The 20,658-nt window shown below is 65.7% G+C and carries 19 protein-coding genes; 3 read left to right on the top strand and 16 right to left on the bottom strand.

Translation table 11 applies throughout. The features are described 5' to 3' along the window. Nucleotides 1-263: 263 nt before the first annotated feature. Nucleotides 264-1,079, top strand: a complete 816-nt coding sequence (locus tag DIE11_RS07015) for a pyruvate, water dikinase regulatory protein (RefSeq protein ID WP_059450011.1) — start codon at nucleotides 264-266, stop codon at nucleotides 1,077-1,079. A gap of 97 nt (nucleotides 1,080-1,176) precedes the next feature. Here DIE11_RS07015 and DIE11_RS07010 read toward each other — a convergent pair whose 3' ends face one another. From DIE11_RS07010 to rpsB, 16 genes are all read right to left on the bottom strand, one after another. Further along, entirely contained in the window at nucleotides 1,177-1,959 is a 783-nt protein-coding gene (locus DIE11_RS07010; protein ID WP_124622463.1) for an RNA methyltransferase, read from the bottom strand. After that, nucleotides 1,956-2,600: a ribonuclease HII gene (rnhB, locus tag DIE11_RS07005; RefSeq protein WP_124622462.1), complete on the bottom strand. Its 645-nt coding sequence runs from the start codon at nucleotides 2,598-2,600 to the stop codon at nucleotides 1,956-1,958. Before rnhB ends, DIE11_RS07010 begins: the two co-directional genes overlap by 4 nt. Beyond that, nucleotides 2,597-3,766, bottom strand: a complete 1,170-nt coding sequence (lpxB, locus tag DIE11_RS07000; RefSeq protein ID WP_124622459.1) for a lipid-A-disaccharide synthase — start codon at nucleotides 3,764-3,766, stop codon at nucleotides 2,597-2,599. The genes rnhB and lpxB overlap by 4 nt, the downstream gene beginning before the upstream one ends. A 3-nt stretch (nucleotides 3,767-3,769) precedes the next feature. After that, nucleotides 3,770-4,558 (bottom strand): acyl-ACP--UDP-N-acetylglucosamine O-acyltransferase, encoded by a 789-nt coding sequence (lpxA, locus tag DIE11_RS06995; RefSeq protein ID WP_124622457.1) that lies wholly within the window; start codon nucleotides 4,556-4,558, stop codon nucleotides 3,770-3,772. 67 nt (nucleotides 4,559-4,625) lie between these two features. After that, nucleotides 4,626-5,093, bottom strand: coding sequence for a 3-hydroxyacyl-ACP dehydratase FabZ (gene fabZ / locus DIE11_RS06990; RefSeq protein WP_006495559.1), 468 nt, complete (start codon nucleotides 5,091-5,093; stop codon nucleotides 4,626-4,628). A 130-nt stretch (nucleotides 5,094-5,223) separates the two neighbouring features. Next, nucleotides 5,224-6,303 carry a UDP-3-O-(3-hydroxymyristoyl)glucosamine N-acyltransferase gene (gene lpxD / locus DIE11_RS06985; protein ID WP_124622455.1) on the bottom strand — a complete coding sequence of 360 codons (1,080 nt, stop codon included), beginning with the start codon at nucleotides 6,301-6,303 and terminating at the stop codon, nucleotides 5,224-5,226. Nucleotides 6,304-6,319: 16 nt separating this feature from the next. Further along, entirely contained in the window at nucleotides 6,320-6,817 is a 498-nt protein-coding gene (locus DIE11_RS06980; RefSeq protein WP_174920243.1) for an OmpH family outer membrane protein, read from the bottom strand. A gap of 64 nt (nucleotides 6,818-6,881) precedes the next feature. Next, nucleotides 6,882-9,188: an outer membrane protein assembly factor BamA gene (gene bamA, locus DIE11_RS06975; RefSeq protein WP_059599928.1), complete on the bottom strand. Its 2,307-nt coding sequence runs from the start codon at nucleotides 9,186-9,188 to the stop codon at nucleotides 6,882-6,884. Nucleotides 9,189-9,252: 64 nt separating this feature from the next. Further along, nucleotides 9,253-10,626, bottom strand: a complete 1,374-nt coding sequence (gene rseP, locus DIE11_RS06970) for an RIP metalloprotease RseP (RefSeq protein ID WP_124622451.1) — start codon at nucleotides 10,624-10,626, stop codon at nucleotides 9,253-9,255. Nucleotides 10,627-10,637: 11 nt separating this feature from the next. Continuing rightward, nucleotides 10,638-11,834, bottom strand: a complete 1,197-nt coding sequence (locus tag DIE11_RS06965; protein ID WP_124622449.1) for a 1-deoxy-D-xylulose-5-phosphate reductoisomerase — start codon at nucleotides 11,832-11,834, stop codon at nucleotides 10,638-10,640. 15 nt (nucleotides 11,835-11,849) lie between these two features. Next, entirely contained in the window at nucleotides 11,850-12,671 is an 822-nt protein-coding gene (locus DIE11_RS06960; protein WP_124622446.1) for a phosphatidate cytidylyltransferase, read from the bottom strand. Beyond that, complete coding sequence (gene uppS / locus DIE11_RS06955) at nucleotides 12,665-13,447, bottom strand: polyprenyl diphosphate synthase (RefSeq protein ID WP_006758563.1); 783 nt, start codon at nucleotides 13,445-13,447, stop codon at nucleotides 12,665-12,667. The genes DIE11_RS06960 and uppS overlap by 7 nt, the downstream gene beginning before the upstream one ends. 48 nt (nucleotides 13,448-13,495) lie before the next feature. Beyond that, nucleotides 13,496-14,056 (bottom strand): ribosome recycling factor, encoded by a 561-nt coding sequence (frr, locus tag DIE11_RS06950; protein ID WP_006752152.1) that lies wholly within the window; start codon nucleotides 14,054-14,056, stop codon nucleotides 13,496-13,498. A gap of 102 nt (nucleotides 14,057-14,158) precedes the next feature. Then, nucleotides 14,159-14,872 carry a UMP kinase gene (gene pyrH / locus DIE11_RS06945; RefSeq protein ID WP_011885142.1) on the bottom strand — a complete coding sequence of 238 codons (714 nt, stop codon included), beginning with the start codon at nucleotides 14,870-14,872 and terminating at the stop codon, nucleotides 14,159-14,161. 156 nt (nucleotides 14,873-15,028) lie between these two features. Next, nucleotides 15,029-15,910: a translation elongation factor Ts gene (gene tsf, locus DIE11_RS06940; RefSeq protein ID WP_034188848.1), complete on the bottom strand. Its 882-nt coding sequence runs from the start codon at nucleotides 15,908-15,910 to the stop codon at nucleotides 15,029-15,031. Between the two features lie 162 nt (nucleotides 15,911-16,072). After that, a complete protein-coding gene (gene rpsB / locus DIE11_RS06935) occupies nucleotides 16,073-16,813 on the bottom strand; it encodes a 30S ribosomal protein S2 (protein ID WP_006483818.1) in 741 nt (246 codons plus the stop codon). 389 nt (nucleotides 16,814-17,202) lie between these two features. On the opposite strand from rpsB, the gene map reads away from it, so the two are divergent. Both map and DIE11_RS06925 read left to right on the top strand, forming a co-directional pair. Then, nucleotides 17,203-18,018 carry a type I methionyl aminopeptidase gene (gene map / locus DIE11_RS06930; protein WP_124622445.1) on the top strand — a complete coding sequence of 272 codons (816 nt, stop codon included), beginning with the start codon at nucleotides 17,203-17,205 and terminating at the stop codon, nucleotides 18,016-18,018. A 59-nt stretch (nucleotides 18,019-18,077) separates the two neighbouring features. After that, the gene (locus DIE11_RS06925; protein ID WP_124622443.1) at nucleotides 18,078-20,654 is read left to right on the top strand and encodes a [protein-PII] uridylyltransferase; all 2,577 of its coding nucleotides are present in this window, start codon (nucleotides 18,078-18,080) and stop codon (nucleotides 20,652-20,654) included. The last annotated feature ends 4 nt before the right edge of the window (nucleotides 20,655-20,658 follow it).

The following is a 20,658-nucleotide window of genomic DNA, read 5'->3' as shown; positions in this document are numbered from 1 at the left end:
GCGGAAAATCTTCCGACCCGATTTGCAAAAATCCCGGCAGAAAGGCGATACATTCAGACAAATCGCCGAACTTGCCGGGAGTTTCAGATCGATCACGGCCAGCCCGAGGTGCCGTTCGCACCCTGCCCCCGCAATTGCTTATCCAACAGGTTGCCGCTATTCTACCGTGCCGGCTGCCGGATGTGGCGCGACCTTCTCACTGCGTCTGGAGGCGAACCTCCAGCTGCCCGCGCAACCGCCCTTCACGTTCGACGCCCAGATTCATGCTGCCTACCGTTTTCATCGTCTCCGACGGCACCGGGATCACTGCCGAAACCTTCGCGCACTCGATCCTCTCCCAGTTCGACCAGAAATTCCGCCTCGTGCGCTTGCCATTCGTCGACTCGCTCGACAAGGCCTTTGCGACCGTCGAGAAGATCAACGAAGCCGCGGTGCACGACGGCCGCCGCGCGATCGTGTTCACGACGCTCGTCGACAGCGAGTCGAACGACATCGTCAAGCGCTCGAACGCGCTCGTGCTGGACATGTTCCAGCGCTTCGTCGAGCCGCTCGAGCAGGAACTGGAGCTGAAGTCGAGCCACGCGATGGGCCGCGGCCACCAGAACGCCGATACCGAGGAATACAAGACGCGGATCGAGGCGATCAACTTCTCGCTCGCGCACGACGATGGCCAGTCGAACCGCAACCTGTCGGAGGCCGACGTGATCCTGGTCGGCGTGTCGCGCAGCGGCAAGACGCCGACGAGCCTGTATCTCGCGATGCAGTACGGCGTGAAGGCAGCCAACTATCCGCTGATTCCGGAAGACTTCGAGCGCGGCAAGCTGCCGTCGGCGCTGTCGCCGCATCGCGACAAGCTGTTCGGGCTGTCGATCGACCCGCAGCGCCTGTCGGAGATTCGCAACGAGCGCCGGCCGGGGAGCAAGTACGCGGCACCCGAGAACTGCCGCTACGAGATCAACGAGGCCGAAGCGATGATGCGCCGCGAAGGGATCAAGTGGCTGTCGTCGACGCACAAGTCGATCGAGGAGATCGCGACGACGATCCTGCAGGAAATCCGCCTCGACCGGCAGTCGTACTGAGCGCCTGCGCGCTTGCGGCCACTTGGCCGCCGCCGGAAACAAAAAGGCCGCGTCGAACGCGGCCTTTTTTTGTGGTGCGAAATGCCCGCATGCGGCATCACGCAGGCCGCTGCTGCCGCACCTGCTCGAACAGGCACACCGCTGCTGCTGCGGCAACATTCAGCGACTCCATCCCGCCCGGCTGCGGAATCGTCACGCGATGCGTGGCCGCGTCGCGCCAGAATGCCGATACGCCGGCACCCTCGTTGCCGAACACCCATGCAACGGCGCCGGCCAGGTCGCAGTCGTAGACTGCCTGCGCGCCGTGCGAATCGGTCAGCGCGACCGGCACGTCGAGGCGTTCGGCGAGCACGGCAGAATCAACGTCTTCATGGATCGACAGCAGGAAATGCGCGCCCATGCCGGAACGCAACACCTTCGACGACCAAGCATAGGCGGTGCCCGGCGCACAGAATACGTGCCGCACGCCGGCGGCCGCCGCGCTGCGCAGGATCGAGCCGACGTTGCCGGCGTCCTGCACGCCGTCGAGCACGACCGACGTGTGCGTGACGCGCTCCGGCAGCGGCTGCGCGGGCCGGTCGACGAGCAACAGGAAACCGACACCGCTGACCACGTTCGACAGTTGCCCGAACAAGGCGTCGGGCAGCGTGACGACCCGCTGCGCGTCGACGCGCTCGATGATCGCCTGCGCTTCGTCGTGCGCGAGCGCGCCTTCGGTCGCGACGCACAGCTCGGGTGTCGCGCCCGTATCGAGATACGCGCTGGCGAGGTGGAAACCCTCGAGCAGCGCCTGGCCGCTGCGGCGCTGATGGGGCGTCGAACCCGCGAGCGCCTTCAGGCGCTTGTACAGCGGGTTGTCGCGGGAAGTAATGCTTTTCATCGAATCAGATCGAGTGCCGCGCGCACGGGCGCGAACGAGCGCCGGTGCGCTTCGCACGGGCCGTGCTCGCGTAGCGCGGCAAGGTGTTTCGCGGTGCCGTAGCCCGCATGCACGTTGAAACCGTACACCGGGAAGCGTTCGTGCAGGTCGACGAGCATGCGGTCGCGCGTGACCTTCGCGAGGATCGACGCGGCCGAGATGCTCGGTACGAGCGCATCGCCGCTGACGATCGCCTCGGCACGCACCGTCAGCGTCGGGCAGCGGTTGCCGTCGATCTGCGCAAGCGTCGGCAGGACCGACAGCCCCTCGACGGCACGCTTCATCGCGAGCATCGTCGCGTGCAGGATGTTCAGCGTATCGATTTCGTCGACACTAGCCGACGCGACGCAATACGCGCGCGAACGCGTGACGATCAGGTCGTACAGCGCATCGCGCTTCTTCGCGGACAGCGCCTTCGAATCGTCGAGCCCGTCGATCGGCTGGGCCGGATCGAGGATCACCGCAGCGGCCACCACCGGCCCCGCGAGCGGGCCGCGGCCCGCTTCGTCGACGCCACAAACGATCTCGTCGGGCCGGCTGAAGTCGAAGCCGCCCTGCACGTCGCTCGACGCGCGGCGGCGTGGTGCACGAGCTGCCGTCATGCGCGCCCCTTGCGTTGTTCGAGCACGCGCACGACCGCTTCGGCCGCCTTCGCGGCCGTGTTCTGCCGCAGCGAGAGATGCATTTCGGTAAACACTTCGGTCAGCGTGCGACGGTTCGCGTCGTCGCGCAGCTGCGTGAGCGTCGCATCGGCGAGCGCCTCGGGCGTCGCGAAATGCTGCAGCAGCTCGGGCACGACGAAGCGCCCCGCCAGGATGTTCGGCAAGCCGACGTACGGCAGATAGCCCTGCCGGCGCATGATCTGCCCGGTCAGCCAGGGCACCTTGTACGAGATCACCATCGGCTTCTTGAGCAGCGCGGCTTCCAGCGTGACGGTGCCACTCTTCACGAGGATCGCGTCGGCCGCGGTCATCGCGACCTGCGAGCGGCCGTCGGTGATCGTCAGCGCCAGCTGCGGATGCGCGTCGACGAGCGGCTGCAGCAGTTCGCGCAGCGCGGGCGTCGCAGCCGGCATCACGAACCGCACACCGGGCTCGCGCTGTTGCATCAGCGCCATCGCCGCGAAGAACGTCGGGCCGATCAGCGCGATCTCCGAGCGCCGGCTGCCCGGCAGCACCGCGATCACGGGGCCGTCCACGGGCAGGCCCAGCGCGATGCGCGCGCCGTGCGTGTCGGGCTCGAGCGGAATCTCGTCGGCCAGCGGGTGGCCGACATACGTCGATGCGACGCCCGCCTTGTCGAGGATCGCCGGCTCGAACGGGAACAGGCACAGCATGTGGTCGACGGACTTCGCGATCTTCTTGATCCGCCCGCCGCGCCATGCCCAGATCGACGGGCACACGAAGTGGATCGACGGGATGCCCGCGTCGCGCGCGGCCTGCTCCACGTTGAAGTTGAAATCGGGTGCGTCGACGCCGATGAATGCGTCGGGCCGCTCCGCGAGCAGCTGGCGCTTCAGTTCGCCGCGAATCCGCAGGATTTCGGGAATCTGGCCCAGCGCCTCGACGTAGCCGCGCACCGTCAGCTTGTCCATCTGCCAATGCGAGTCGAAGCCGTGCGCGAGCATCCGCTGCCCGCCGATCCCGTAGTAGTGGGTCGACGCGGGCAGCCGCTCTTGAAGCCCGCCGAGCAGCGACGCCGCGAGCAAATCGCCCGACGGCTCGCCGGCCACCATCGCGAGCCGGAGCTGATTGGTCGGGAGCGACATCGCTTAGCGGATGATGCCGCGTTGGGACGCGTCGATGAACGCGACGAGCGCGGTGACCGCTGCGTCGCCTTCGCCACCCGCGGCCGCCAGCTCGCGCAACTGCACCTTCGCTTCCTCGAGCGACAGGCCGTTCTTGTACAGCAGGCGGTACGCGCTGCGCAGCGCCGAGATCGCGTCGGGCGAGAAACCGCGCCGGCGCAGGCCTTCGACGTTGATGCCGTGCGGCTCGGCCTTGTTGCCGGCCGCGATCACGAACGGCGGCACGTCCTGCACGAGCGCCGAGGCGCCACCCAGCATCGAGTGCGCACCGATGCGCACGAACTGGTGCACGCCCGACATCCCGCCGACGATCGCCCAGTCGCCGATCTCGACGTGACCGGCCATCTGCGCGTTGCTCGACAGGATCACGTTGTTGCCGACGCGGCAGTCATGACCGATGTGCACATAGGCCATGATCCAGTTGTCGTCGCCGAGCGTCGTCACGCCCGCGTCCTGCACGGTTCCGGTGTGGATCGTCGTGAATTCGCGGATCGTGTTGCGGTTGCCGATCACGAGCTTCGTCGGCTCGTCCTTGTACTTCATGTCCTGCGGACGGCCGCCGACCGACGCGTAATGGCCGATGCGGTTGTCCTCGCCGAGCGTCGTGTGACCTTCGATCACGCTGTGCGAGCCGATCGTCGTACGCGCGCCGATCGTGACGTGCGGCCCGACGACCGCGTACGGCCCGATCTCGACGGACTCGTCGATCTGCGCGCCCGGTTCGACGATCGCGGTAGGATGAATCCTGGTCATGCGCCGTTGCCTCTCGATGTGATGTGTCGCGTTGCTCGCGTTACGTTACCCATGCGTGCCGCGTCGCTCAGGGCGCCGCGTCGGCCGTCTTGACCGTGCACATCAATTCGGCTTCCGCCGCCACCTTGCCGTCCACTTCCGCCACCGCCTTGAACTTCCAGATGCCGCGGATGTAGCGTTCGAACGTCACGTTCAGAATCAGCTGATCGCCCGGTTCGACGACACGCTTGAAGCGCGCACCGTCGATGCCGACGAAGTAGTACAGCGTGTTTTCCGGATCCTTCGGCTGCTCTTCCGCGAACGTCAGCAGCGCGGCCGCCTGAGCGAGCGCCTCGAGGATCAGCACACCCGGCATCACCGGCCGCTTCGGGAAGTGCCCCTGAAAGAACGGCTCATTGATCGACACGTTCTTCAGCGCTTTGATTCCCTTGTGCGGCTCGAGTTCGAGCACGCGATCGACGAGCAGAATCGGGTAGCGATGCGGCAGCAGCGTGAGGATCTTGTGGATGTCGAGATTGATTTTTTCAGTGCTCATGATGGTTCGTCTCACGCAGAAGCTGCGCGGTGGTGATGCAAAGGCTGAAGCGGGCCGCCGCGCGGCCCAGTCTGGCAAACCGGGCCGAATGCGCTGGCCGTGCCCGGTTCGTGGTCTCGCATGGTGTCGGTCAGGCGTCCGTGCCGCCCTGGGCGGCCAGCGCGGTCTCGAGCGCCTTGATGCGGTCGCGCAGCTTGTCGAGGTTGCGCACGAGCGCGGCGCTCTTGTTCCATTCGCCGTGGTCGACGGCCGGGAACGCGCTCGTGTAGATGCCTGCCTTCGGCAGCGACTTCGACACGCCCGAATTCGCGGTGATGATGACATAGTCGCCAAGCGTCACATGGCCGGCGATCCCGGCGGCGCCGCCGATCATGCAGTGGCGGCCGATCGTCGTGCTGCCCGCGATGCCCGCCTTGCCGGCGATCACCGTGTAGGCGCCGATCCGGCAGTTGTGGGCGATCTGCACCTGGTTGTCGATCTTCACGCATTCCTCGATGACGGTGTCCGCCATCGCGCCGCGGTCAATCGTCGTGTTCGCACCGATCTCGACGTCCGGGCCAACCGACACGCCGCCGACCTGCGGAATCTTGACCCAGCTGCCGGTGCGCGCAGCGCCGTCGCCGACGAAATCCGGCGCGAAGCCGAACCCGTCGGAACCGATCACGGCACCCGAATGAATGATCGCGCGCGGACCGATCTTGCAGCCGTGGTACACCGAAGCGTTCGGGTAGAGGTGCGAACCCGCGCCGATCGTGGTGCCGCGGCCGACGAACACGTTCGCGTCGAGCTGCACGCCGTCCTCGATCACCGCGCCGGCCTCGACCGTCACGTGCGGACCGATCACCGCGCTCGCGGCCACCTGCGCGGCCGGATCGATCGTCGCGCTCGGATGCACGCCGGCTGCGCGCGGCGGCGTAGCGAGATCGATGAACATCTGCGCGACGCGCGCGAAGTACGCGTACGGATTCGGCGTCACGATGAAATTGCGGCCATCAGCGGCCGCGCCCAGCTTTTCGAGATCCTTCGGCGCGATCAGCACCGCGCCGGCGCGGGTCGTCTCGACCTGCGACAGGTACTTCGGATTCGCGAGAAACGCGAGTTGCTGAGGGCCTGCCTGGTCGAGCGGCGCGAGGCCGCCCACCTTGCACTGGGCGTCGCCGGCGATTTCGCCGCCGAACCGCTTTACGAGTGCCTCAAGCGTCAATGCCATTCGTCGTCTGCTCCGTTCAGTTCGTCGAGCCGGACGCGAGCGCCTTGAGCACCTTGTCGGTGATGTCGATGCGCGGGCTGACGTACACGGCTTCCTGCACGATCAGGTCGTAATTCTGCTGCTCGGCGATCTGCTTGATGACCTTGTTCGCACGCTCCAGCACCGCCGCGAGTTCCTCGTTGCGGCGCTGGTTCAGGTCTTCGCGAAACTCGCGCTGCTTGCGCTGGAAGTCGGTATCGAGCTGCGCGAGATCGCGCTGCTTCTGTGCGCGATCGGCCGCCGACAGCGACGCGCCGTTCTTGTCCAGCGAGTCGGACATCGACTTCAGACGCGCCGCGAGGTCCTGCAGATCCTTGTCGCGCTTCGCGAACTCGGCTTCGAGCTTCGTCTGCGCCGACTTGGCGGGCGCCGACTCGCGCAGGATCCGATCCGAATTGACCGCCGCGATGCGGGCGACGTCCTGAGCATGTGCCGTCGCCGCGCCCAAGGCCAGCGCAACGGTCAGCGCACACATCACTCGTTTCGAAAACTTACCGGTTAGCAAAATTACCCTCTCGTTGCTGTTGTCATGCGTTCGATCAGAACGCCGTCCCGATCTGGAACTGGAATTTCTGGTACTGGTCGCCTTCATGCTTCTGCAGCGGGAAGCCGAGGCTCAGCTTCAGCGGGCCGATCGGCGAGATCCACGCGAGACCCACACCGTAGCCGTAACGCAGGCCGTTCGCGCCGGTACTCGTGCCGCCCGGCGCGTTGCCCCAGACGTTACCGCCGTCGAGGAACGTGAACACGCGCAGCGTGCGGTCGTAGCCGGTGCCCGGCAGCGGGAACGTCAGCTCGATGTTGCCGACCAGCATCTTCGAACCGCCGATCGGGTCGTTCGTCTTCGTATCGCGCGGGCCCAGCGAGCTCGGCTCGTAGCCACGCACGGAGCCGATACCGCCCGCGTAGTAGTTCTTGAAGATCGGGTACGGGTTGCCGATACCGTTACCGTAGCCGCCTTGCAGGTTCAGGCCCAGGATGAAGCCACGCGAGAACGAATAGTAGTACTGCGCCTGCAGGTCGGCCTTGTAGTACTGGATCTTGCCGACCGGCACGCCGTATTCGACGTTCGCCTGCGTGAAGTAGCCGCGGCTCGGGATCAGCGCGCTGTCACGCGCGTCGCGCGACCACGCGACCGTCAGCGGCACCGTATTCGACACGCGGCCGAACTCGTTCACGTAATCCTGGTAGCTCTGCGGCGTATTCGAGTCGACGTCGAGACGGTTCTGCTCGAAGCCCGCGCCGAAGTAGACGGTGTCGACTTCCGAGAACGGAATGCCGAACTTCAGGTTGCCGCCCGCGCTGATGATCCGGAAGCTCGAGCTCGTCGAATAGTAGAGCGGCTGGTACGTGCGGTAGTAGACGTCCGTGATCCGCTTGATGCCGTCGACCGTGAAGTACGGGTCGACCTGTGTGACGGTCAGCGTGCGGTAGCTCTTCGCGGTATTGACGTTCACCGACAGGCTCGTGCCCGAGCCGAACACGTTGTCCTGCGACACGCCGGCCGACAGCACCACCTTGTCCGTCGACGAGAAGCCCGCGCCCAGCGTGATCGCGCCGGTCGGCTTTTCATCGACCTTCACGTTCACGTCGACCTGGTCGTTCGTGCCTTCGACGGGCACCGTCGTCACGTCGACGTTGGTGAAGTAGCCGAGACGGTTCACGCGATCCTTCGACAGCGCGAGGCGGTTCGAATCGAACCACGAGCTTTCGAGCTGGCGCATTTCGCGGCGCACGACTTCGTCGCGCGTACGCGTGTTGCCGACCACGTTGATGCGGCGCACGTACACGCGGCGGCTCGGATCGACGACGAGGTTCAGGTTCACCTTGTGGTTCGCCTGGTCGATGTCCGGTTGCGCGTTGACGGTCGCAAATGCGTAACCGTATTCACCGAGCTTGTCGACGATCGACTTCGTCGTTTGCTGCAGCTTTTCGGCCGAGAAGCGATCGCCCGGCTTGATCTTGATCAGCTTGTTCAGTTCGGCTTCGCGATCGAGCAGATTGCCCGACAGCTTGATGCCCGACACCGTGTACGGCTCGCCTTCGTGCAGCGTGACCGTCAGGTACATGTCCTTCTTGTCGGGCGAGATCGACACCTGGGTCGACTCGATGTTGAACTCGAGGTAGCCGCGGTTCAGGTAGTACGAGCGCACGGCCTCGAGGTCGCCCGTGAGCTTTTCCTTCGAGTACAGGTCGTTCTTCGTGTACCAGGAGAACCAGTTCGGCGTCGACAGCTGCATTTCGTCGCGCAGCGTGCTGGTGCTGAACGCCTTGTTGCCGATGAAGTTGATCTGGCGGATCTTCGCGCTCGGGCCTTCTGCGACCGCGAACAGGATCGATACGCGGTTCGCGTCGACCGGCGTGATCGTCGTCTTGACCTCGGCCGCGTAGAAGCCGCGCGTCAGGTACTGACGCTTGAGCTCCTGCTCCGCCTTGTCGACGAGCGCCTTGTCGTAGTAGCGGCCGTCGGCCAGACCCACCGCGCGCAGCGCCTTCGTCAGGTTGTCCTTGTCGAATTCCTTCGTGCCGGTGAAGTCGATCGACGCGATGGCCGGACGCTCCTGCACCTGCACGATCACGACGTTGCCCTGGGTGGCGATGCGCACGTCGTTGAAGAAGCCCGTCGCGTACAGCGCGCGGATTGCTTCGGATGCCTTGTCGTCGGTGAAGGTATCGCCCTGCTTGATCGGCAGGTAGGCAAACACCGAACCCGCTTCGACGCGCTGCAACCCCTCGATCTTGATGTCTTGCACCACGAACGGTGCCGCTGCATGCGCCGCGAGGCCGTGCGCGGCGAGCGCGGCCGCTGCAACTGTCTTAGGTACAAAGCGATGAGGTTTGAACAACGTGCATCCCCAATATTTAGCTGCATCAAATCAGGCGGCGGCCGACTGGCCGCCGCCTGACGCTTCAGAAATGGATTAACCGAGCCAGGTCGTTGAACAGCGCGATCGCCGACAACGCGACGATGCAGATCAACCCGGCTCTTTGCAGAATCAGCTGCCAACGCTCCGAGACGGCTTTCCCGGTCGCGGCTTCAACCAGATAATATAACAGATGCCCCCCGTCCAAAACGGGAATCGGCAGCAAGTTCAGCACCCCGAGGCTAATGCTGACAAGGGCGAGGAACGACAGGAAGGCCGACGGACCGAGCCGCGCGCTCTTGCCGGCGTAGTCAGCAATCGTCACCGGGCCGGACAGATTCTTCAGCGACGCATCGCCCGTGATCATCCGTCCGAACATCTTCAGCGAGTAAATCGCAATGTCCCACGTGCGGTGCGCACCGAGCCGCAGACTCTCGATCGGCCCATAGCGCACGTCGACCGACGGCGTGTGCATCGACAGCGACGCGCCGATGCGGCCAACCTGCTGCCCCGTTTCATCGTCGCGCTGCGCCTGCGGCACGATCTGCACGGTTTGCGTCGCGCCGCCGCGCTCGACCTGCAGGTTGACTGCCTGACCCGCGTGGTGCTTCACCGCGTCGATGAAGCGCGATGCGCCGCCAATCGGATTGCCGTCGAGCGCCAGCAGCTTGTCGCCGGCCTTCAGGCCCGCCTGCTCGGCCGCGCTGCCGGGCTGCACCGACGCCACCGACAGCGTGCCGCCGCCGGTCTCGAAGCCCAGGCGCATCATGAAATCGTCGTCGAGCTGGCTTTCGGGAACATTGCGCAGGTCGACGCGGAAGTCGAACGTCGCCGAACCGCCGTCGCGCGCGCCGAGCACGACCTCGCGATGATCGAACGCGGCGGACAGCAGCTTCCAGCGCAGGTCCGACCACGAGCGCACCGGCGCGGCCTCGCCGCCGTCGGCGTCGCGGATCGACACGATCGTCTCGCTGCCGTCGAAGCCCGCGCGAGCCGCCACCGTGCCGGCAGCCGGCGGCGCGAGCACCGCGGCCGGCTCGGTCACGCCAGTCGCGAATACAGCGGAAAAGAGGACGATTGCCAACAGGAAGTTCGCGATCGGGCCGGCGGCGACGATCGCGATGCGCTTGAACACCGATTGCCGGTTGAACGCCTGATCGAGTTCCTCGGGCTTGACGCTCGACCCCGGTTCACGCTCGTCGAGCATCTTCACGTAACCGCCCAGCGGCAACGCGGAGAGCGTCCATTCAGTGCCCGTCCTGCGGCTGACCCAGCGCGCGACGGGCTGACCGAAGCCGATCGAGAAACGCAGCACCTTCACGCCGCACCAGCGCGCGACGCGATAATGTCCGTACTCATGCACGACGACCAGCACCCCGATCGCCACGGCAAACGCGATCAGTTCGACCAGCACGTTCATGAGCACCTCATTCAGACAGCGCGCTCCACGCGTGGCGCAGGCGCTTTCGCAATGATCTCGGCGGCGAGGCGGCGTGCCTCGGCATCCGCCGCAAGGACGTCGTCGAGCCCGTTCGGGTTACGGTTCGGCAGCGCGTTGAGCACCGCATCGACCGTCGCCGCGATCGCCATGAAGCCGATCCGGCGCTCGAGAAATGCTTCGACCGCGATTTCGTTCGCCGCGTTCAACGCGGCGCTCGCGATACCGCCCTCCTCAAGCGCCTTCAGCGCGAGCGCGAGGCACGGGAAGCGCGTGTAATCGGGCTTCTCGAACGACAGCTGTGCGATTTGCGCGAGGTCGAGCTGGTCGACACCGGCGTCGACGCGCTCCGGGAACGCGAGCGCGTGCGCGATCGGCGTGCGCATGTCGGGGTTGCCGAGCTGAGCGAGCACCGAGCCGTCGCGATACGACACGAGCGAATGGATCACGCTCTGCGGGTGAATCAGCACGTCGATCCGGTCACCGGCCAAGCCGAAGATCCAGTGCGCCTCGATCACTTCGAGGCCCTTGTTCATCATCGTCGCGGAATCGACGGAAATCTTGCGGCCCATCACCCAGTTCGGGTGCTTGCACGCTTCGTCCGGCGTCACGTCGACGAGCGTGGCCGGCTCGCGCGTACGGAACGGGCCGCCCGATGCGGTCAGGATGATCTTCGAGATCCCGCCGTGTTCGTTCTCGTCGCGCGGCATGCACTGGAAGATCGCGTTGTGTTCGCTGTCGACCGGCAGCAGGACCGCGCCATGGTCGCGCACGGCGTCCATGAAGATCGCGCCCGACATCACGAGCGATTCCTTGTTCGCGAGCAGGATGCGCTTGCCGGCGCGCGCGGCCGCGAGGCTCGGCGCAAGGCCTGCAGCACCGACGATCGCGGCGACGACCGTATCGCAGCCGTCGCTCTTCGACACGTCGACGAGCGCCTGCGGCCCGTACAGCACCGTGGTCTTGCTGCCCGCCGCGCGCAGTTTCGCCTCGACGTGCGCCGCCGTGTTCGCATCGCCGACCACCGCGATTTCGGGCGCGAAGCGCAGGCACTGCTCGACGAGCTTGTCGCCGTTGCGGTGCGCGGTCAGCGCGTAGACCGAGAAACGCTCGGGATGGCGGGCGACCACGTCGAGCGTGCTGTCTCCGATCGAGCCCGTGGAACCGAGCAGTGTCAGACGTTTTTGCATAACAGAAATAGTGGTTTAACCAAGCAGCAGCATTGCGAGCGGCAGCACCGGCAGCAGCGCGTCGACGCGGTCGAGCACGCCGCCGTGACCGGGCAGCAGGCCGCTCGAATCCTTCACGCCCGCCTGACGCTTGAGCAGCGACTCGAACAGGTCGCCGATCACGCTGTAGACGACCAGCAGCGTCAGCGCGGCCCACGCGCCGGGCATCCCGTAACGCGCGGCGAGTGCGGAAAACAGGGTCGGCTCGAACCAGTGCGCGGCCATCGCGACACCCGCGACGACCATCACGGCGAGCCAGCCGCCGATCGCGCCTTCCCAGCTCTTGCCGGGACTGATCGTAACGGCCAGTTTACGCTTTCCGAAGGCCTTGCCCGCGAAGTATGCGCCGATATCGGCCAGCCAGACGACCAGAAGCAGCGACAGCACGAACGAAACGCCCTGCGCACGCGCCGCGACGACCGCGTGCCAGCAGGCCGCGAACACCGCGAGCCCGGCCGCGAGCAGGAACGGCCGCCACACGCCGCCCGCGAGCGCCGGCTTGCGCCGCAGCGAGAACGGGCCGACCAGCAGCCAGAAGACGCCGGCTGCCATAAAAAGGGGACGGGACGCAGCGGCTTCGACGCCGAGCGGCGCGGTCGCCGCGAGCGCCAGCGCCGCGACGATCGCGTAGACGACCGAACCGGTCGCGCCGAGCTTGAGCAGGCGCGCCCACTCCCACGCGGCGAACACGAGCACGACGCCGATCAGCGCGCCGAACGCGGTGAGCGGCGCGAACAGCGTCACGGGCAGCAACACTGCCAGCATCACGACCGCCGTGATCACACGGGTCTTCAGCATGAAAGGGAATCGGCGTTCTGCGATTGTGGTTCGAGCTGCGCGCTGGTGCGCCCGAAACGGCGCTCGCGCTCGGTATACGATGCGATCGCGTCGGCCAGCGCCGCGCCGTCGAAGTCCGGCCAGTATTTGTCGGTGAAATAGAATTCGGCGTACGCGAGCTGCCACAGCAGGAAATTGCTGACACGCTGCTCACCGCCGGTGCGGATGAAGAGATCGGGCTCCGGCGCATAGGCCATCGCCAGGTGCGGCGCGAACGCGTCTTCGGTCACGTCGACCTCGCGGCCCTCGCGCACGGCCTGCTCGACGAGCTTCTTCGTCGCCTGCAGGATGTCCCAGCGGCCGCCGTAGTTCGCGGCGATCGTCAGGGTGAGACGGGTGTTGCGCGCCGTCTTGGTTTCGGCGCGGCGGATCAGTTCGCGGATGCGCGGCTCGAATCGCTCGAGATCGCCCACCACCCGCAGGCGGATCCCGTTCGCATGCAGCTTGCCGATCTCGCGTTCAAGCGCGGTGATGAACAGCCGCATCAGGAACGACACTTCGTCGTTCGGCCGGCGCCAGTTTTCCGAACTGAACGCGAACAGCGTCAGGTATTCGACGCCGGCGCGCGCGCAGCCTTCGACCACCGCCCGCACGGCATCCACGCCGCGGGTGTGCCCCGCGACGCGCGGCAAGCGGCGTTCGGTCGCCCAACGGCCGTTGCCGTCCATGATGATCGCGATATGACGCGGCACGGCGCCGACGTCAGGCACGCGAACAGTAGAGCTGGTATAGGTCATGGCCGTTGAGACAGTAATGCGGGAAGAGGCGGCGCGCGAGGACGGTCGTCAGACCGTCATGATCTCGGCTTCCTTGCTCTGCACGAGCTTGTCGACTTCGGCAACGTGCTTGTCGGTCAGCTTCTGCACGTCGTCGCTCGCACGGCGCTCGTCGTCTTCCGAGATTTCCTTGTCCTTCACGAGCTTCTTGAGCGCTTCGTTCGCGTCGCGGCGCAGGTTGCGGATCGCGACCTTGGCCGTTTCGCCTTCGCTCTTGACCACCTTGGTCAGCTCGCGGCGGCGCTCTTCCGTCAGCGCGGGCATCGGCACGCGGATCAGGTCGCCGGCCGTCGCCGGGTTCAGGCCGAGATCGGCTTCGCGGATGGCCTTCTCGACCTTCGCGACCATGTTCTTTTCCCACGGCTGCACGCCGATCGTGCGTGCGTCGACGAGCGTCAGGTTCGCAACCTGCGAGATCGGCACCATCGAACCGTAGTAGTCGACCTGCACGTGATCGAGCAGACCGGTGTGCGCACGGCCCGTACGGATCTTCGCCAGATCGTTCTTGAACGCTTCGATCGAGCGCTGCATCTTCTGCTCTACGCCCTTCTTGACATCAGCGACACTCATTTCAACCTCCAAACCTTCCAACCTTCAAAGAACGCGGGCCCCGCCCGGCGCGCCACGCACCGCGGCCGACGACCCACGCCGCTTGCCCGCATCCGCGGGAGTTTACACGTGGACGAGCGTACCTTCGTCCTCGCCCAGCACGATACGCTTGAGCGCGCCCGGCTTGTTGATCGAAAACACGCGAATCGGCAGCTTCTGGTCGCGGCACAGCGCGAAGGCCGTCGCGTCCATCACCTGCAGATTGCGGCTGATCGCCTCGTCGAAGCTGATCGTCGTGTAGCGCGTGGCCGACGGATCCTTCTTCGGATCGGCAGAATATACGCCATCGACCTTGGTCGCCTTCAATACGACCTCGGCGCCCACTTCCGAACCGCGCAGCGCGGCGGCCGTGTCCGTCGTGAAGAACGGGTTGCCCGTGCCGGCCGCGAAGATCACGACCTTGCCTTCCTCGAGCTGGCGGATCGCACGGGGCCGGATGTACGGCTCGACGACCTGGTCCATGCGCAGCGCGGACTGCACGCGCGCGACGATGCCGGCGTGGCGCATCGCGTCCTGCAGCGCCAGTGCGTTCATCATCGTGGCCAGCATCCCCATGTAGTCGGCCGTCGCGCGGTCCATGCCGGCCGCACCGCCCGCGACACCACGGAAAATGTTACCGCCGCCGATCACGACCGCGAGCTGCGTGCCGAGACCTACGACTTCGGCGATATCCGCCACCATCCGCTCGATCGTCGCGCGATTGATGCCGAAGGCATCATCGCCCATCAGCGCTTCGCCGGAGAGTTTGAGGAGGACGCGTTTATAGGCATTGGACATAGGGGCTTCCGAGCGACGAGAGGATGACAACCACGAACTGTAGGGGCGAAATACTGATTCGGGCAAGCGCCGACGGTCGGACGGAGGTTCCCGGCCGGCCGGCGACGCCGCCGGCCGCGGCGGAGCGGACGCCCGCCGCGGATACTGCCTGACTGCTTACTGCTGCTTTGCTGCTGCGACTTGTGCGGCCACTTCGGCGGCAAAGTCGTCCTGGCGCTTCTCGATGCCTTCGCCGACGACGAACAGCGCGAACTTCTGCACTGCCGCATTCGCTGCCTTCAGCATCTGCTCGATCGTCTGCTTGTCGTTCTTCACGAACGTCTGGTTCAGCAGCGACACTTCCTTCAGGTACTTCTGGACGCTGCCGTCGACCATCTTAGCGACGATTTCAGCCGGCTTGCCCGATTCGGCAGCCTTCTGCTCGGCGACACGGCGCTCCGTCTCGATCAGTTCCGCCGGCACGTCTGCCGACGACAGCGCGACCGGCTTCATCGCAGCGATGTGCATCGCGACGTCCTTGCCGACCTGCTCTTCCGCACCTGTGTACTCGACGATCACGCCGATACGCGCGCCGTGCAGGTACGTTGCGATCTTGTTCGCGGTTTCGAAACGGACGAAACGGCGGATCGACACGTTTTCGCCGATCTTGCCGATCAGGGCCAGACGCACTGCGTCGACCGTCGAGCCGTCGAGCGGCAGTGCCGACAGCGCTGCCACGTCGGCCGGGTTTTGCGTCGCGACGAGTTCTGCAACCGTCTTCGAGAATGCGAGGAAGTCGTCGTTCTTCGCGACGAAGTCGGTTTCGCAGTTCAGTTCGACCAGCGCGCCCGCGTTGCCGCCGACGAACGATGCGACGACGCCTTCGGCCGTCACGCGCGATGCCGCCTTGCTCGCCTTGTTGCCGAGCTTCACGCGCAGCAGTTCTTCAGCCTTGGCCAGATCGCCGTCGGCTTCCGTCAGCGCCTTCTTGCACTCCATCATCGGTGCGTCGGTCTTTGCGCGCAGTTCTGCCACCATGCTTGCGGTAATTGCCGCCATCATTCGCTCCTTGAGTCTGTATTCACAACGCCGCCCGCTTGGACGCGAACGGCCGAAAATCGTTTCCGGACCCGCGCCGATTCGGCGCGATCAGGTCCGGCGCACAAGCTTAAAAAAAGGGGGCCTGTTGAGAGCCCCCTTTTTGCGCCGGCTCGGGGCCAGTTACGCGTTTTCCTCGACGTACTCGTCGTCGCCACGCGCTGCCTGGACCACTTCGTTGACCGCGTTCGCACGGCCTTCCAGGATCGCGTCGGCCACGCCTTCAGCGTACAGCGCGACTGCCTTGCTCGAGTCGTCGTTACCCGGGATCACGTAATCCACACCTTCCGGCGAGTGGTTCGTATCGACCACGGCGATGACCGGCACGCCCAGCTTGTTCGCTTCCGTCACGGCAATCTTGTGGTAGCCGACGTCGACGACGAAGATTGCGTCCGGAATGCCGCCCATGTCCTTCACGCCACCGATCGACTTCTGCAGCTTGGCGATTTCGCGTTCGAACAGCAGCGCTTCCTTCTTGCTCATCTTCTCGAGCTCGCCTGCCTCGACTGCCGCTTCCATGTCCTTCAGACGCTTGATCGAAACCTTCAGCGTCTTGAAGTTGGTCATCATGCCGCCGAGCCAGCGTGCGTTGACGTACGGCATGCCCGCGCGCTGCGCTTCCTGAGCGATCGTGTCACGCGACTGACGCTTCGTGCCGACGAACAGGATCGTGCCGCGGTTCGCTGCCAGCTGGCGCACGTACTTCTGTGCGTCCGTGAACATCGGCAGCGTCTTTTCGAGGTTGATGATGTGAATCTTGTTGCGGTGACCGAAAATGAACGGAGCCATCTTCGGGTTCCAGAAACGGGTCTGGTGACCGAAGTGGACACCCGCTTCCAGCATTTGGCGCATCGTGACTGCCATGTAAATTCTCCACGAGGGTTGGGTCTTAAGCCGGCTGCCGTACCGCCGCGCGAACGCGCCCCGAAGGACGCCTCGTTCCGCGCGTCGGCACCCTGGTTGCGCCGGCTTGCGATTCGACACGTGCGAAAATGCCCGTGCCGCAAGCCTTTCATTTCCATGCCGCCCTGTACCGCCCCATGACGGGGCATGTTCGGCATTTGGATGTCGACTTAGCCAGAGAGTATAGCACGCCGATTTGTCGGCTCTCAAGTCGCCCGGCACTTTCGCTTGCCGCGCGGCAGCCGGCCGGACAATCCGCGAAAACCCGCATCGGTACCGCCGGCAGGGGCTGCGAGGCCCGCCATAAGGTGCGATAATCCGTCAATTCACCGCATTCCAGGCATACCTCGATGGCTATTACGCTCAAAAACGAACACGATATCGCCGAGATGCGCGTCGCCTGCCGTCTCGCGAGCGAAGTGCTCGACTTCATCACGCCGCACGTCGTCGCGGGCGTCACGACCGCCGAACTCGACCGGCTTTGTCACGAATTCATGCTCAACGAGCAGGGCACGATCCCCGCGCCGCTGAATTATCAGCCGCCCGGCTATCCGCCGTACCCGAAGGCCACCTGCATCTCGGTCAACGACGTGATCTGCCACGGCATTCCGGGCGAGAAGGTGATCAAGAACGGCGACGCGCTGAACATCGACATCACCGTGATCAAGAACGGCTACTTCGGCGACACCAGCCGGATGTTCATCGTCGGCGAGGGCTCGATCCTCGCGAAGCGCCTCGTGCAGACCACCTATGAGTGCATGTGGCTCGGCATCGACCAGGTCAAGCCCGGCGCTCACCTCGGCGACATCGGCCATGCGATCCAGAAGCATGCGGAAGCGCAGGGCTACAGCGTCGTGCGCGAATACTGCGGCCACGGCATCGGCACGGTATTCCACGAGGATCCGCAGGTCGTACACTATGGCCGTCCGGGCACCGGCATCGAGCTGAAGGCCGGGATGATCTTCACGATCGAGCCGATGATCAACGCCGGCAAGCGCGACATCCGCACGATGCCCGACCAGTGGACGGTCAAGACGCGCGACCGCAGCCTGTCCGCGCAATGGGAGCACACGGTGCTCGTCACCGAGACGGGCTACGAGGTGCTGACCGTGTCCGCCGGCACGCCGGCGCGCCCGGTGTTCGCGCAACCAGCCGCCGCGGTTTGAGCGCCGCCGCGCCAGCCTGCCCCGCCCGCCCCTGACCTGCTGACCTGAACGGCCTGCCCATGAGCGCTCACGCCGCCCCCTCGCCCGAAGCGCTGTCGCGGCGCGCCGAATTCAAGGCCGCCAAGGCCGACATGCTCGAGCGCTTTCGCAGCGCGACGAACGTCGCATCGCTGATGCACGCGCTGTCGAAACTCACCGACGATGTGCTCAAGCGCGTGTGGGACGACTGCGGGCTGCCCGCGACGCTCGCACTCGTCGCCGTCGGCGGCTACGGGCGCGGCGAGCTCGCGCCCTACTCCGACGTCGACATCCTCGTGCTGCTGCCCGATACGCACGACCCGGCGCTCGACGCGCGCATCGAGCGCTTCATCGGGATGGCATGGGATCTCGGCCTCGAGATCGGCAGCAGCGTGCGCACGGTCGCCCAATGCATCGAGGAGGCGTCGCACGACGTCACCGTGCAGACCTCGCTGCTCGAGGCGCGCCGCATCGTCGGCAGCACCGCGCTGTTCGAGCGCTTCACCGTGCGGTATCACGAGGCGCTCGACGCGCGCGCGTTCTTCACCGCGAAGGTGCTCGAGATGCGCCAGCGCCACGCGAAGTTCCAGGACACGCCGTACAGCCTCGAGCCGAACGTGAAGGAAAGCCCGGGCGGGCTGCGCGACCTGCAGACGATCCTGTGGATCGCGCGCGCGGCCGGCTTCGGCAGCAGCTGGCGCGAGCTCGACACGCGCGGTCTCATCACCGATCGCGAGGCGCGCGAGCTGCGCCGCAACGAAGGATTCCTGAAGACGTTGCGCGCGCGGCTGCACGTGATCGCCGGCCGCCGCCAGGACATGCTCGTGTTCGACCTGCAGACGCAGGCCGCCGAGAGCTTCGGCTACCAGCCGACGCAGGCCAAACGCGCAAGCGAGCAGCTGATGCGCCGTTACTACTGGGCCGCGAAAGCGGTCACGCAGCTGGCGACGATCCTGATCCAGAATATCGAGGCGCAGCTGTTTCCCGCGACGAGCGGCATCACGCGCGTGCTGTCGCCCGATCGCTTCGTCGAGAAGCAGGGCATGCTCGAAATCGTCGACGACGGCGTGTTCGAACGCCATCCGGACGCGATCCTCGAAGCGTTCCTGCTGTACGAGGCGACCCGCGGCGTGAAGGGCCTGTCCGCCCGCACGCTGCGCGCGCTGTACAACTCGCGCGAGATCATGAACAACACGTGGCGGCGCGATCCGCAGAACCGCAGCACGTTCATGCAGATCCTGCAGCAGCCCGAAGGCATCACGCATGCGTTCCGGCTGATGAACCAGACGAGCGTGCTCGGCCGCTATCTGCTGAATTTCCGCCGCATCGTCGGCCAAATGCAGCACGACCTGTACCACGTGTACACGGTCGACCAGCACATCCTGATGGTGTTGCGCAACATTCGCCGCTTCGCGGTGGCCGAGCATGCGCACGAGTACCCGTTCTGCAGCCAGCTGATCGGCAATTTCGAGCGCCCGTGGGTGCTGTATGTCGCGGCGCTGTTCCACGACATCGCGAAGGGCCGCGGCGGCGACCACTCGACGCTCGGGATGGCCGACGCGCGGCGTTTCTGCCGCGAGCACGGGATCGCCGGCGACGACGCGGGGCTGATCGTGTGGCTCGTCCAGCATCACCTGACGATGAGCCAGGTCGCGCAGAAGCAGGACACGAGCGACCCCGAGGTCATCAAACGCTTCGCCGAAGTCGTCGGCAACGAGCGCTACCTCACTGCGCTCTACCTGCTGACCGTCGCCGATATTCGCGGCACGAGCCCGAAGGTGTGGAACACGTGGAAGGGCAAGCTCCTCGAAGACCTCTACCGCATCACGCTGGCGGTGCTCGGCGGCGCGAATCCCGACGCGCATTCGGAACTGAAGTCGCGACAGGAGCAGGCGCTCGCGCTGCTGCGCCTCGAGACCGTGCCCGAGGACGCGCACCGCGCGCTGTGGGATCAGCTCGACATCGGCTTTTTCCTGCGCCACGACGCGGCCGACATCGCATGGCAGACGCGCGTGCTGTACCGGCACGTGAACGCCGAAACCGCGATCGTCCGCGCGCGGCCGTCGCCGATCGGCGATGCGCTGCAAGTGCTCGTGTACGTGAAGGACCGCCCCGACCTGTTCGCGGGCATCTGCGCGTACTTCGACCGCAACGGACTGTCGGTGCTCGATGCGCGCGTCAGCACGACGCGGCACGGCTATGCGCTCGACAACTTCATCGTCACGCAGACCGAACTCGACGTGCGCTATCGCGACATCGCGAATCTCGTCGAACAGCAACTCGCGACGCGCCTTGCCGAAACCGCGTCGCTGCCTGAGCCGTCCAAGGGCCGCCTGTCGCGGCTGTCCCGGACGTTTCCGATCACGCCGCGCGTCGACCTCCGGGCCGACGAACGCGGCCAGTACTACATCCTGTCCGTGTCCGCCAACGACCGGCCGGGCCTTCTCTATTCGATCGCGCGCGTCCTGGCCGAGCATCGGGTCGGCGTCCACGCGGCGCGGATCAATACGCTCGGCGAACGCGTCGAAGACATCTTCCTGCTCGACGGTGCCGGCCTGTCCGACAACCGCTTGCAGATCCAGCTCGAAACCGAATTGCTGCGCGCGATCGCAGTCTGAATGA

Source organism: Burkholderia sp. Bp9012 (assembly GCF_003853825.1).
Classification (GTDB): Bacteria; Pseudomonadota; Gammaproteobacteria; order Burkholderiales; family Burkholderiaceae; genus Burkholderia; species Burkholderia diffusa.
The sequence above is the reverse complement of the archived record's forward strand: the minus strand, read 5'-3'. Positions and strand labels throughout refer to the sequence as shown.